Here is a 12,467-nt window from a genome sequence, read left to right on the forward strand (position 1 = left end):
GTGCGCCCCGCGAACCGGATCCCGTCATGTTACGAATCACTGAACTCAAGCTGCCTATCGACCATCCCGAAGAAGACCTGCGCCCTGCCATCGTGCAGCGCCTGGGCATCGCCAGCGATGATCTGCTCGACTTCACCTTGTTCAAACGCAGCTACGATGCACGCAAAAAATCCTCCGAGCTGTGCTTTATCTACACCATTGATCTCAACGTTCGCGACGAGGCGGTGTTGCTGCACAGGTTCGCCGACGACCGCAACGTCAACGTAGCGCCAGATGTCAGCTATAAGCCGGTTGGCCAGGCACCAGCCGACCTGGCACAGCGCCCGGTAGTCGTAGGGTTCGGGCCGTGCGGGATCTTCGCCGGGTTGCTGCTGGCGCAGATGGGCTTCAAGCCGATCATCCTCGAACGCGGCACCGAAGTGCGTCAGCGCACCAAGGACACGTGGGGCCTGTGGCGTAAAAACGTGCTCAATCCCGAGTCCAACGTGCAATTTGGTGAAGGTGGCGCCGGGACATTCTCCGACGGCAAGCTTTACAGCCAGATCAAGGATCCGAAGTTCATCGGTCGCAAAGTCCTGCACGAGTTCGTCAAAGCCGGCGCGCCGGACGAAATTCTCTACGTCAGCAAACCGCACATTGGTACGTTCCGTCTGACGGGTGTAGTGGAAAACATGCGTGAGCAGATTCGCGCATTGGGCGGCGAAGTGCGCTTTCAGCAGCGTGTCACCGATGTACTGATCGAGGACGGCCAACTGGTCGGCGTCGAGCTCGATGGCGGCGAACAAATTCACTCCAGGCACGTGATTCTCGCGCTCGGCCACAGCGCCCGGGACACCTTCCGCATGCTCCACGGGCGTGGCGTGTTCATGGAAGCCAAGCCGTTCTCGGTGGGTTTTCGCATTGAGCACCCGCAGTCGCTGATCGACCGCGCGCGCCTCGGCAAATACGCCGGGCACCCGAAGCTCGGGGCCGCCGATTACAAACTGGTGCACCACGCCAGGAATGGCCGCTCGGTGTACAGCTTTTGCATGTGCCCGGGAGGCACGGTGGTCGCCGCGACTTCCGAGCCGAACCGCGTGGTCACCAACGGCATGAGCCAATATTCGCGCAACGAGCGTAACGCCAACTCGGGCATCGTCGTCGGGATCACCCCTGAGGTTGATTATCCGGGCGGTCCGCTGGCGGGTATCGAGCTGCAGGAACGTCTTGAGTCTCACGCATTTGTGCTGGGCGGCAGCAATTACGAAGCGCCGGCGCAACTGGTTGGCGATTTCATTGCCGGCAAGCCGTCGACCGAATTGGGCAGTGTTGAACCGTCCTACAAGCCGGGCGTTGCCTTGGGCGATTTGGCCCTGGCCTTGCCGGCATTTGCAATCGAAGCCATTCGCGAAGCATTGCCGGCGTTCGAGAAGCAGATTCGCGGCTATTCGCTGCATGACGCGGTGCTGACCGGGATCGAGACGCGTACGTCTTCGCCACTGCGGATTACCCGCAATGAGTCGATGCAGAGCGTGAATGTGAAGGGGCTGTTCCCGGCCGGTGAAGGCGCAGGTTATGCGGGCGGGATTCTGTCGGCGGGTGTCGACGGGATTAGGATTGCCGAGGCGGTGGCGCGAGATATTCTCGGACTCGAGGCCTGATACAAATCCCCTGTGGGAGCGAGCCTGCTCGCGAAAGCGGTAGATCATTCAGCATCTTTCTTGAATGCTTAACCGCTTTCGCGAGCAGGCTCGCTCCCACAGAAGTATCAGTGTCTGAAAAATTTTAGATATTCGCGCGCAACACGCTGGCCGGCAGCGCCTCACCGCGCTCGACGCAGGCCGCGACAATTCCCATCACCTCATTCAGCTCATAGCCCTGTGCCTTGAGCCAGTCCTGATTGTAATAACTGGTCTCATAACGCTCGCCGCCGTCGCACAAAATCGCCACGATTGACCCCGACTCCCCCGCCGTTGCCATTTGCTGCGCCGCCATCAAGGCACCGATCAAATTGGTCCCACTCGATCCGCCGACCCTGCGCCCCAGGTGCTGCGCCAGATAATGCATGGCCGCCAGTGACAGAGCGTCCGGCACCTTGACCATCGCATCGATCACCTTGGGCAGGAACGACGCTTCTACCCGTGGCCTACCGATGCCTTCGATGCGCGACCCGTGTGCCAGCGTCAGGCTGGCATCACCGGTCAGGTAGTAATCGAAGAACACCGAACGCTCGGCATCGGCACACAGCACGCGTGTGCAATGCTGGCGATAACGCACGTAACGGCCCAGCGTCGCGGTGGTTCCGCCGGTGCCGGGGCTGGAGATGAGCCAGCTCGGCTCGGGATGCAACTCGAAACGCATCTGCTGGAAAATCGATTCGGCGATATTGTTGTTCGCCCGCCAGTCAGTGGCGCGTTCAGCGTAGGTGAACTGGTCGATGAAGTGACCATCATGCTCACGCGCCAGTCGCTCGGATTCGGCGTAGATCTGCGTCGGGTCCTCCACCAGATGGCTCTTGCCGCCATAGAACTCAATCTGCGCGATCTTCTCCCTGGAGGTGGTCGCCGGCATCACTGCAATAAACGGAACACCCAGCAGGCGGGCGAAGTAGGCTTCGGAAATCGCCGTCGAACCGCTCGACGCTTCAATCACGGGCGCCCCAGGCTTGAGCCAGCCGTTGCACAAAGCGTAGAGAAACAGAGAGCGCGCCAGACGATGCTTGAGGCTGCCGGTGGGGTGACTCGACTCGTCCTTGAAATACAATTCGATGCCGGGAAAGCCCGGTAGCGGCAAGGGAATCAGGTGCGTATCGGCGCTGCGCTGGAAGTCTGCTTCAATGATACGGATCGCTTCGCGGGCCCACTGTCGGTTGTCGCTCATGTGTTTTTCTCGTTGAGTCGGCCTTGTCGCAAGGCTCAGTCCACAAGCTTAGGAAAAAACCTACAACACGCACAGATACAGCTGAGTCTGAATAAGTCTGGCAAGTGCTAGGCTCAATTCTTCCAAGGCCTGCATGCTTGTAACGGTATATAACAAAAAAGAATATAACTTTTGTTTTAACAACTAACCGTACGGGTTAGGGTGGACCACCTTTTGAATTCATCGATGGAGAGCGACCTTGCCTCTGCGTAGCACGTTCACGCGTTTCTTTCAGCTGGAAGCGGCCAGCGGCCTGTTGTTGATCGCTGCAGCCGTTCTGGCCTTAATCATTAACAACTCGGCGCTGTCCTGGCTCTACAACGGTCTGCTGGACACCCCTGTGGTGGCCCAGATTGGCGCGCTCAAAATCGCCAAGCCCTTGCTGCTATGGATCAACGATGGCCTGATGGCCATGTTTTTCCTCCTGATCGGGCTGGAAGTGAAGCGTGAAGTGCTCGACGGTCAATTGTCGAAGCCCTCGCAGATCGTCCTGCCCGGCGCGGCGGCGATTGGCGGCATGGTCGTGCCGGCGCTGATCTACTGGTTTCTCAACCGCGACAACCCGCCAGCACTGGACGGCTGGGCGATCCCCACCGCCACCGACATCGCCTTCGCACTCGGTGTGCTGGCGCTGCTGGGCAAGCGTGTTCCAGTCTCGCTGAAGCTGTTCCTGATGACGCTAGCGATCATCGATGACCTTGGCGCGATCATCATCATCGCGATCTTCTATTCCGGCGCGCTCTCCACTCTCTCGCTGGCACTGGCCGCGGCCTGTATTGCGGCACTGATCGGCATGAACCGGCTCGGCGTGGTGAAACTCGGACCGTACATGATCATTGGTTTGATTCTGTGGGTCTGCGTACTCAAAAGCGGTGTTCACGCCACGCTGGCCGGCGTCACCCTCGCCTTCTGTATTCCGCTACGCACGAAGAATGCGGAGCCTTCGCCCCTGCTGACCCTCGAACACGGCCTGCATCCGTGGGTGGCTTACGGCATTCTGCCGCTGTTCGCCTTCGCCAACGCCGGTCTGTCCCTGAGCGGTGTGACTGTCGAAAGCTTCACCCACGACGTGCCGATGGGCATTGCGGTCGGTCTGTTGCTGGGCAAGATGGTGGGCGTTTTCGGCCTGACCTGGCTCGCGGTGAAAATCGGCATAGCCACCCTGCCCCAAGGTGCCAATTGGGGCCAGGTGTTGGGCGTGGCGATCCTGTGCGGGATCGGTTTCACCATGAGCCTGTTTGTCGGTTCGCTGGCATTCGTGCCGGGGGTGAGTGAATACGCCGGGATGGACAGGATGGGGATTCTGACCGGTTCGATATTGGCGGCGTTGATTGGCTATGCAGTGACGGCGGCCGCCAGTCGCAAACCCGCGGCCCTGCAATCCTGATAAACCGAGACAAATCTTCCCGTCTTTAGAGACGCGTCCTACAGCCACGATCAACCTCGTTCGTTAACGTCGCTCCACCCCGCACCGGGGCCGGCGACGTACGAACGCAAGGATGATCAGTGGCTGGCAATAAGGACATTCCCCGGGTTCGCAACCCACCTTCAGGCGACGGGCATATCGTCACGGACCGCCTGATGACGGCCACTGAACTGGCCGAGCGCGATGCACGACAAAGTGCTTACGATGCCATGCTCGCGCGGCAAGAGACCTTTGAGCACGGCCGTGAGGTCACCGCAGCGAAAGACCCAACGATCCGTGCGGGATGCGTCTTCGCCAAGTCCTGCAAGCTGCCGGACGCCATCATCGATTACTCGAATCCTTCGGGAATGGTGCCGACCGACAGTCTCAAGGATTACGGCGAAGTCGCCTGGCTCGGCGCCCGCGCTGCAGACGACGACGGTCTGCTCAATCTCGAAACCATCAGCGCCAGCACCGTCGCGCTCGGCATTGGCCGATTTGCACTGACGACCCCGGCGCTCGCCGTGCCAATTGCGGCCATCGGCGCCACGGGAACTGCCGTATTGGCCGCGGTGGTGGCCATGGTCTGGTCACCCAGCCTTGGCGACAGCGCGCTCTATACCGAAGATCAATTGCGTGCCTTGGAGAAAGCCAGGACGCGTATGCGTCTGCATATCGAGCAGGACGCTAATGGCAGCCAGAAGGGATACGGTTTTTACACAGGTAAAAATCGCGACTGGGAAATGGTCGACGTCGTGCAGTTCACTGCGCGGGGCAGTCAATATGTCGCGGACCTTGGCGAGGGCGTTGAACTGATCTGGACGCCGGCCGTGGACGGTTCAGACACCCTCGGCATCCCTGCGCTGGAAGCCGCACCGCAGGCGCCACACATCTGGGTGTACCCGCCGACCAAGCAGGCAGACGGCATCATCGTGAACCCGGTGTATCCGCCGGAGTACAAGGATTTCATTCTTGTGTTTCCGGTGGGATCGGGGGTTCGGCCGGTTTATGTTGTCATGAATCAAAATGGAGATCATGACTACCACAATCATCCTAAATATCTGCCTGCGTTCACTGATGCCAAGCGGGTAAAGTCAAAATCATCTGTTCGAGGCGGCGGTAAGCAACGCGCACGTTGGGTCGACCGGAAAGGGCGAATATATGAATGGGATTACGAGAGCAATGCAGTAGAGAAATATGACAAGTTGGGAAATCATCTGGGAGAGTACAACCATATCACCGGCGACCAGACGAAACCGGCCAAGCCTGGCAGAAAAACCTCAAGATACAGGATTATTCGATGCGCTACTTACTGATCACTGGGTTTTATCCAGACGAGAAACAAGACGACAGCCTGCAGTTTGACCTAGACATTCACGGCAGCGAACTCAACGAACGAGTTGCCCAACTGATTGAAGGAAAAGCGCTGAAAGACCTTGAACCTGGGGAATTGCTTTTAACTGACGAACAAGTTTCGGATCTTGCCAAGCTTTTGGGTGTTTCGTTTCCTGAAGGATTGGAGTTCTACATGGGCACCTGCGCTGGGTGAGCGTGCGATAAGCGTCACTTCTTCGATGCACGTTAGGCGGGCCCATTGTTTCAACATCGATCCAGTCCGCCACTCACAACTACTAGATCTTATTCATCTATAGAGACCACTGGTAAAAAACCCCGACCAGTCACCTGATCGGGGTTTTCTTTTTCCGCTCGTTCCCGCTTAGTGCGAAACGCGGCTCGTGCCATCCACCGTGGCGATTCGCACACGTTCGCCGACACGGAACACTTCGTTCTCCTGAACCTGCTGCACATAGGCGCGCATGCTGCCGTCGTCTTCGCGAACGGTGATTTCAACACCTTGGGTGCGAGTCAGACCTTCTTCTGTGGCGGAGCCCAGCAGGCCGCCGGCGACTGCGCCGATCACTGCGGCAACGATGCTGCCACGACCGCCGCCGATGGCGCTACCGCCGACACCGCCCACAACGGCACCCGCTGCGCCGCCGATAGGGGTTTTCGTGCCTTCGATTTTCACCGGTCGCAGCGCTTCGATGGTGCCCATGCGAACCGTCTGCACGCGACGCGCTTCGTCACGGGAATAGGAGTCACCGGTCAGGTTCGATTGGCAGCCAGTGAGCAACATTGCCATCGTGGAAAAGGAAGCAACCAACAGAACAGACTTACGCATAGCATCAACTCCAAAAAGACAGGTATCCATTAAACTCCGCAGCTTGACGCCTGTCACGGTATCGCCCGGATAAAATTGGTTTCATTCAGTTCCGGTACAGACGTCTCGCGAATTCACCACACAGTAGCGCCAAATGGCGTCTTCTGCGCCGCAGACTTGAAGGGTCAGCTATCCCGCTCGGTAGACTACTCAGGGTGCCAGACGTTCAAGAATCCAGTTTGCGCTCTGTAGACGGTAATTGAGGCGATCGTGCAGACGGCTCGGTCGGCCCTGCCAGAATTCGATGCGTTCAGGTAGAAGGCGATAGCCACCCCAGTGCTCAGGGCAATGCGGCTGCGTTTCGCTGAATCGTTGCTCGGTGTTCTTCAGCAACCCTTCAAGTTCGTCACGGTCGGCAATCACCCGGCTTTGAGGTGAAGCCCAGGCTCCCAGGCGGCTGCCCAGCGGACGAACCTGGTAATAAGCATCGGATTCAGCAGGCGTGACTTTCACGACCCGACCTTCAATCCGCACCTGGCGCTCCAGGGCTGGCCAGAAGAACGTCATTGCCGCGAACGGGTTCGCGGCAAGCTGCTGGCCTTTGGCACTGTCGTAATTGGTGAAAAACGTAAAACCCTGCTCGTCGAGGCCTTTGAGCAGCAGAATGCGGCAATGCGGCCGACCGTCCTTGTCGACGGTGGCCAGGGTCATGGCGTTGGCTTCCACCGGCGCCTGCTCGGTTTTCACCGCGTCGGCGAACCACTGGTGGAACAGTGCGAAAGGCTCGGCCGGGGCTTGCGCCTCGGTCAGGCCATCACGGGTGTAGTCGCGACGCATATCAGCCAGGCCCTGGGTCATGGCGCATTCCTTGTGGTTAACGAATCACTTCTTCGCAGCGTCAGCAGCTGCGACTTTCTTGTCGGTGGCTGGGGCCTTGGCTTTGGCCGGCGCCGTTTTCTTCGCCGGGGTCGCAGCCTTGGCAGGCGCTTTTTTCGCTGGAGCCTTGGCAGCCGCTTTCTTCGCCGGAGCTTTCTTCGCGGCAGGTGCAGGGGCGACTTTCTTTGCGGCAGGCGCTGGGGCAACCGGCACCACGGCTGGTTTGACATCCTGCGCGGCGACCATGCGGATTGGCGCCGGTGCCGGCATGTTGTACTTGCTTAGGAGTGCGACCATGGTGTTCTGCGGCGTCACCAACAGTTCCACGCGACGGTTCAAGGCACGGCCTTCAACGCTGTCGTTGGCGGCGCGCGGGGCTTCGCTGCCCATGCCACGCAGCATCAGACGATCACGCTGCAAACCGCTGAGACGGAAAATCGAGGCAACGGCCTGTGCGCGTTCCTGGCTGAGTTTGACATTGGCCGGATTAGCGCCAGACGTATCACTGTGGCCGAGTACCAACACTGCAGTCTTTGGATCGAGTTCAAGAATTTTCGCGACACGGGTGAACGGGCCCAGTGTGACCGGCAGCAGCATGGAAGGACGGTCAGGGTTGAACGAGCCTTCAACCGGTGCGGTCACTACCAATACGTTCTCACGACGCTCAAGTTGCAAGTTGCTGTCCTTGATTGCGGTACGCAGGCGTGGTTCGTAATCGTCAAGCCAGGCTTGGGTCACCTTCGGATCCGGCAGTGGCACAGCCTTGACGGTCGGCTGATCCTTACCACCGAAAGGCCACCACCATTTGCCACCCGCTGCGGCTTCAGCCTTGGCCACTTCGACCGGTTTGGCTTCAGGTTTGATCTCAGGTTTTTTGTCGAGCACTTCTTCAGAACCGAATGGCCAATACCATGGATTGGCGCTCTCAGCCTTGGCGACCGGGGCAGTTGCAGCAGGTTTCAGCGGTGCCGGAGCCGGAGTCGGTTCCTTTGCGGCGACCTTGTCAGAGGAACCAAACGGCCACCAGCTACTGCCATCGGCATCATTTTGCGGAGTCTGTGCGCAACCGGTAATGGCGAAACACAGGGCCAAGGCGAAAGTTTTGTTAGATGACATTGGATATCCACAAAGATGAAGTCATAAAAAAATCAGGCCGGCATGAACCGGATAAACAGGCAATTTGAAACCATTAAGGCACTTGGGTTCCGGCCCTGGAACCCATCGGCGCATTTTACAGACAAGTGGCCATCACCCGGGCCAGCTTCTGCGCGCGCGGATCCATCAAAACGTAAGGCCCCAGCGTATTGGTGACGAAGCCGAACGCTACATCGTGCTCAGGGTCGGCAAACCCGATGGAGCCGCCTGCCCCCGGATGACCGAACGCGCGCGAGCCCAAGCCATAAGTGGCGTTGGGCACATCCGGTTGATCGAGCATGCAACCCAGACCGAAACGGGTCCGCGTCAATAAAGTCTTGTCTTCGCCAATGCTGTGTTCGCGGGTCAACTCATCAAGCATCTCGCTTTCGAGCAGGCTGCCATCCAGCAGGCCGGCGTAAAAACCTGCGAGGCTGCGCGCATTGCCATGACCATTGGCGGCCGGCTGTTGCATTCGCCGCCATTCAGGTTTGTTGGTGCTGGTTAGTACCGAAGGCGGATTGGTGAATGCCCGGGTCGTCATGGCGGTGGGTTCGCGCAGGGTGACTTGAAGCAGACGCTGGGCAGCGGCATCGCCGGCATTACCCTTGCCCCGAGCGATGTGCGCCACGCGGTGAAACTCTTCATCCGCCAGACCGACATGGAAGTCCAGCCCCAAAGGCTTGGCCACGCGGGCCACAATGGACTCACCCGGGCCGCGGCCATCGACGCGCCGCAACAATTCACCAACCAGCCAGCCATAAGTAATGGCGGCATAGCCGTGGCCCTGACCCGGCGTCCACCAGGGCGACTCGGCGGCCAAAGCATCGACCATGGTTTGCCAGTCGTAAAGCGCCTCGGGGGCGAGCAATTCGCGTAGCGCCGGCAACCCTGCCTGATGGCAGAGCAACTGACGCAACGTGACTGATTCCTTGCCGGCAGCGGCAAACTCGGGCCAATAGCGAGCAACTGGCGCGTCCAGTTGCAACCTGCCTTCGGCAACCAGTTGCAGCGCAGTGACCGCGGTAAACGTCTTGGTACAGGAGAACAGATTGGCAATGGTATCGCTGTGCCAGGCTTCGCTGCCGTCCTTGTCGGCGGTGCCGGCCCAGAGGTCGACCACGGTTTCCCCACCGATCTGAATACACAACGCTGCGCCGCGCTCCTGAGGATCGTCGAATAACGCCGCAAAAGCTTCACGTACCGCTTCGAACTTAAGCTCGTAATGACCCTGAATCTGCACCCGCAACTTCCTCGGTTGAACGCTCTACGCTGTGGCCCGCATTGTTCCAGCCATTGGCGGTTTTGGGAACAGGGTTGAGCCGGGCGGTTGTTTGCCCATGTGCAGGATTTGAACAATTAGTGAGCTGACGGACGCCATCGCGAGCAGGCTCGCTCCCACAATGGATCTTCGTATAAACGATCTCATGCAGGAGCAAGCCCGCTCGCGAAAAACCCTACGCGGGGTAGCAAGGCTCAGCGGGCGTCGCCAGTCTGGCTGGCCTTCTCTGGTTCAGCCTTGGCTTTCTCTGTTGCGTTGACGAGCCCGTCAACCGCCTGCAAGTTGCTTTTACGCACAGTCTCGACAAAACCCTGGAACGGCAGATCGGTAATGCCCACCAGCCCGAAGTGACCATTCTCACCGTCCAGCAAACGACCGGTTACCGGCTGATCGAGGTATTGGAACCAGTGCACGCCGACAATCGATGGCTCGCTGATGGCCTGTTTGAGGAAGTTGGCATAAGCCGCACCGCGATCTTCTTCCTTGGCCAGCTGCGTCACGCCGCCCCAGAACGGGCCGCGATCAGCCGAACCGAAGTTGAATTCCGTGATCAGCACAGGCTTGTCCAGGTTCCGCAATATTGCAAAGTCATAGCCGTCCTGCGGCTGCAACGTGTACATGTTGAAACTCAGCACGTCGCAGTATTGAGCACAGGAGTTGACGGCTTCAGGCGTGCTTACGGCGAAACGCCCACCCAGCAACAGCTGGTTTGGCGCGTGCCATTTCAGCGAATCGGCGATGGTCTTGAAGTAAGTGTCGGCAAACACCTTCTGGAAGTATTTGAAGTCGGCCTCTATTTCCGGGTACTCCGCGCTTGGCAGTGGCGGCACAAAACCGGGGTCTTCCATCAACTCCCAGGCCGGTAAGTCGATGCCCCAGGCCTTGGAAAGACCAGCCTGGTTGCGATATTTGTCGCGAAGTTGCTTGAGAAACGCGCGCTTGGCCGGCACGTCGGTGGTCATTTTCAGCGTACCGTAGGCCAGGGCGTAGCGAGCTTTTTGATCATTGCCGGGGCCGGCCCAGGCCAGTTCATTGTCGGCGTAGTAACCGATCAGCCAAGGATCGTCGCGATGGTCGCGGGCGGCAATGGCCACGGCGCGTTCAGTGGCCATGGCAAACCGTGGGTCAAACGGGTCAGGCATGCCGCCCCACCAGTCGGTGCCGGTGCTGATGCTGGCGTAATCGCCGACAATTGATAAAGGCAAGGTGTAGGGCACCCTATCGAGGTTGTCGAACACGGGCGCGCTCCAGTTGCCTATGGTGTTGAAACCCCAAGCCTGGAGGCGATCAAGTGTGTGATGAGCCCACTTTTTCTCATCGACCACGGTTTTGCAGGTTTCCGAGGCCGTTTGCGCGGCCGCCGTCTCAACGGTTGCATCGACCGCGTCAGTCTTCGCCGCTTCGGCGACACCGGCCTTCGCTTCTGACGGAGGGGCGACGGGTTGCTCAGTGGCTTTTTCGACTGTGGCTTCGACCGCATCCGCCTTGGCCGCCTCCGCGACCCCGGCCTTGGTATCGCTTCCCAGCGAGCAGGGATCGCCATACAGACGCTGCAAATTGGCGCCGTAAAAATCGTACCAGCGTCCGCTGTTGTAACCCCTTCCCTTGTCGGCGCCGTTGCCGCCGCGGTTATCGCCTTCGCCGTAATGAGTGGCCAACGCGTCGTCCGGCTTAGGCAAGGATTCAAACATCCACTCGCGCCCGGCAACGTAGGTTTGATTGACGTTCGGCGACACGGTGTTAACGCCAAGCGAATAGAACGGGTGCCCTTCCGGTGTCACCAGATACCAACGGCCGTCGCGTTTTTCGCTGCGAAAGAAACCGCTGGCCTTGAAGGCCGGGCCTTGAGTCCAGCCGCCGTACTTGTCCAGCGAGCCCTTCTGACGTTCCGCCAGCCAGGTTTTCAGCTGTTGCTGTTCCTTGGCTGCGGCGCTTTTCAACTGCTCGTCACTGCTGACCTTTTCCGGCCATTTGGTACGGGTCGATTGGCCGTAAGCGTCGACGAGTCCGCCATAAGCGGCCTGAGTGACCGCCTCGGCGTTTTGCACACCGAAGCGCTCCAGCAAAATGCTTTGTGCCACCTTCGGCTGATCCATCGACAGGGTCACCGACACTACCTGGCTGCGATCCAGTTCGCCGGCGCTGCTGGCCAGCAATACGCGCTGGCCGTCAAACGTCATCGGCATCGGCGGACCAGCCTTCATGCCCATGCCCAGCGGAGAGCTCGGCTGCAGCGGCACCAACAGGGTTTGCGCGGGGCCGGCCGGCAAGTCGACCCGACTGATCAGGGTCTTGCCGTCATTGCTCTGGATTTTCACGTACAGCGTGACGGCCCAATTCATTGCGCTCTGAATGCGCAAACTCATCACCCCGGACTGTGACCAGTCCCAGGCTCCCGTTTGCGGAGTCAGGCGCAAGGTCGGTTCAGCCACCGGATTGAAGGTCACCCGGCGCAATACTTCGCCTTCGGCCGTTTGCTCCGCGTTGGACTGCGGCAGGCTGGCGTCCTGAGTCGCCACCTGAACGACATCGGCGGGGCGCACAAAGTTGAACAGCGTTTGCTGACCGGCAGGCGCGGCCAGCACAGGGGCTGCGAACATCAGAGCGAAAACAGCGGGCAACGAACGGCGGATCATAAGAACGAAGTTCTCCCTAACGACCTTCAATGGGCCAGTGGAAATGCGATGACAGAAGGATAGACAACGCGGCGG

At 59.3% G+C, this 12,467-nt stretch carries 10 protein-coding genes; 4 read left to right on the plus strand and 6 right to left on the minus strand.

Going from position 1 to position 12,467, the window contains the following annotated elements; genetic code table 11:
- Positions 1 to 26 precede the first annotated feature (26 nt).
- Positions 27 to 1,640, plus strand: coding sequence for an NAD(P)/FAD-dependent oxidoreductase (locus ACYZTS_RS01275; RefSeq protein ID WP_461993434.1), 1,614 nt, complete (start codon positions 27 to 29; stop codon positions 1,638 to 1,640).
- Positions 1,641 to 1,764: 124 nt separating this feature from the next.
- On the opposite strand, the gene ACYZTS_RS01280 is transcribed toward ACYZTS_RS01275, so the two are convergent.
- Entirely contained in the window at positions 1,765 to 2,859 is a 1,095-nt protein-coding gene (locus ACYZTS_RS01280) for a PLP-dependent cysteine synthase family protein (protein ID WP_461993436.1), read from the minus strand.
- Between the two features lie 238 nt (positions 2,860 to 3,097).
- Between ACYZTS_RS01280 and nhaA the strand changes: the two genes are divergently transcribed.
- The 3 genes from nhaA (at position 3,098) to ACYZTS_RS01295 (ending at position 5,852) form a co-directional block, all read left to right on the plus strand.
- Positions 3,098 to 4,285: a Na+/H+ antiporter NhaA gene (gene nhaA, locus ACYZTS_RS01285; protein WP_461993438.1), complete on the plus strand. Its 1,188-nt coding sequence runs from the start codon at positions 3,098 to 3,100 to the stop codon at positions 4,283 to 4,285.
- Between the two features lie 119 nt (positions 4,286 to 4,404).
- Entirely contained in the window at positions 4,405 to 5,619 is a 1,215-nt protein-coding gene (locus tag ACYZTS_RS01290; protein WP_461993440.1) for an S-type pyocin domain-containing protein, read from the plus strand.
- Positions 5,604 to 5,852, plus strand: a complete 249-nt coding sequence (locus ACYZTS_RS01295) for a pyocin S6 family toxin immunity protein (RefSeq protein ID WP_028622472.1) — start codon at positions 5,604 to 5,606, stop codon at positions 5,850 to 5,852. The genes ACYZTS_RS01290 and ACYZTS_RS01295 overlap by 16 nt, the downstream gene beginning before the upstream one ends.
- A 168-nt stretch (positions 5,853 to 6,020) precedes the next feature.
- Here ACYZTS_RS01295 and ACYZTS_RS01300 read toward each other — a convergent pair whose 3' ends face one another.
- The 5 genes from ACYZTS_RS01300 to ACYZTS_RS01320 all read right to left on the minus strand — a co-directional run bounded on the left by ACYZTS_RS01300 (position 6,021) and on the right by ACYZTS_RS01320 (position 12,392).
- Positions 6,021 to 6,485, minus strand: a complete 465-nt coding sequence (locus tag ACYZTS_RS01300; protein ID WP_028622473.1) for an outer membrane lipoprotein — start codon at positions 6,483 to 6,485, stop codon at positions 6,021 to 6,023.
- A 189-nt stretch (positions 6,486 to 6,674) separates the two neighbouring features.
- Entirely contained in the window at positions 6,675 to 7,322 is a 648-nt protein-coding gene (pdxH, locus tag ACYZTS_RS01305; RefSeq protein WP_461993442.1) for a pyridoxamine 5'-phosphate oxidase, read from the minus strand.
- A gap of 24 nt (positions 7,323 to 7,346) precedes the next feature.
- On the minus strand, positions 7,347 to 8,456 hold the full coding sequence (locus tag ACYZTS_RS01310; protein WP_028622475.1) for an OmpA family protein: 1,110 nt from the start codon (positions 8,454 to 8,456) through the stop codon (positions 7,347 to 7,349).
- Positions 8,457 to 8,571: 115 nt separating this feature from the next.
- Positions 8,572 to 9,717 (minus strand): serine hydrolase domain-containing protein, encoded by a 1,146-nt coding sequence (locus tag ACYZTS_RS01315; RefSeq protein WP_461993444.1) that lies wholly within the window; start codon positions 9,715 to 9,717, stop codon positions 8,572 to 8,574.
- A gap of 233 nt (positions 9,718 to 9,950) precedes the next feature.
- Positions 9,951 to 12,392 carry a beta-agarase gene (locus tag ACYZTS_RS01320; RefSeq protein ID WP_461993446.1) on the minus strand — a complete coding sequence of 814 codons (2,442 nt, stop codon included), beginning with the start codon at positions 12,390 to 12,392 and terminating at the stop codon, positions 9,951 to 9,953.
- Positions 12,393 to 12,467 lie beyond the last annotated feature (75 nt).

Source organism: Pseudomonas sp. TMB3-21, from assembly GCF_054898145.1.

What these genes read in the sequence shown, in the direction of transcription:
- ACYZTS_RS01320 (WP_461993446.1), bottom strand. Translation starts at nt 12,392, where the DNA reads ATGATCCGCCGTTCGTTGCCCGCTGTTTTCGCTCTGATGTTCGCAGCC.
- ACYZTS_RS01310 (WP_028622475.1), bottom strand. Translation starts at nt 8,456, where the DNA reads ATGTCATCTAACAAAACTTTCGCCTTGGCCCTGTGTTTCGCCATTACC.
- ACYZTS_RS01280 (WP_461993436.1), bottom strand. Translation starts at nt 2,859, where the DNA reads ATGAGCGACAACCGACAGTGGGCCCGCGAAGCGATCCGTATCATTGAA.
- ACYZTS_RS01300 (WP_028622473.1), bottom strand. Translation starts at nt 6,485, where the DNA reads ATGCGTAAGTCTGTTCTGTTGGTTGCTTCCTTTTCCACGATGGCAATG.
- ACYZTS_RS01295 (WP_028622472.1), top strand. Translation starts at nt 5,604, where the DNA reads ATGCGCTACTTACTGATCACTGGGTTTTATCCAGACGAGAAACAAGAC.
- ACYZTS_RS01275 (WP_461993434.1), top strand. Translation starts at nt 27, where the DNA reads ATGTTACGAATCACTGAACTCAAGCTGCCTATCGACCATCCCGAAGAA.
- pdxH (WP_461993442.1), bottom strand. Translation starts at nt 7,322, where the DNA reads ATGACCCAGGGCCTGGCTGATATGCGTCGCGACTACACCCGTGATGGC.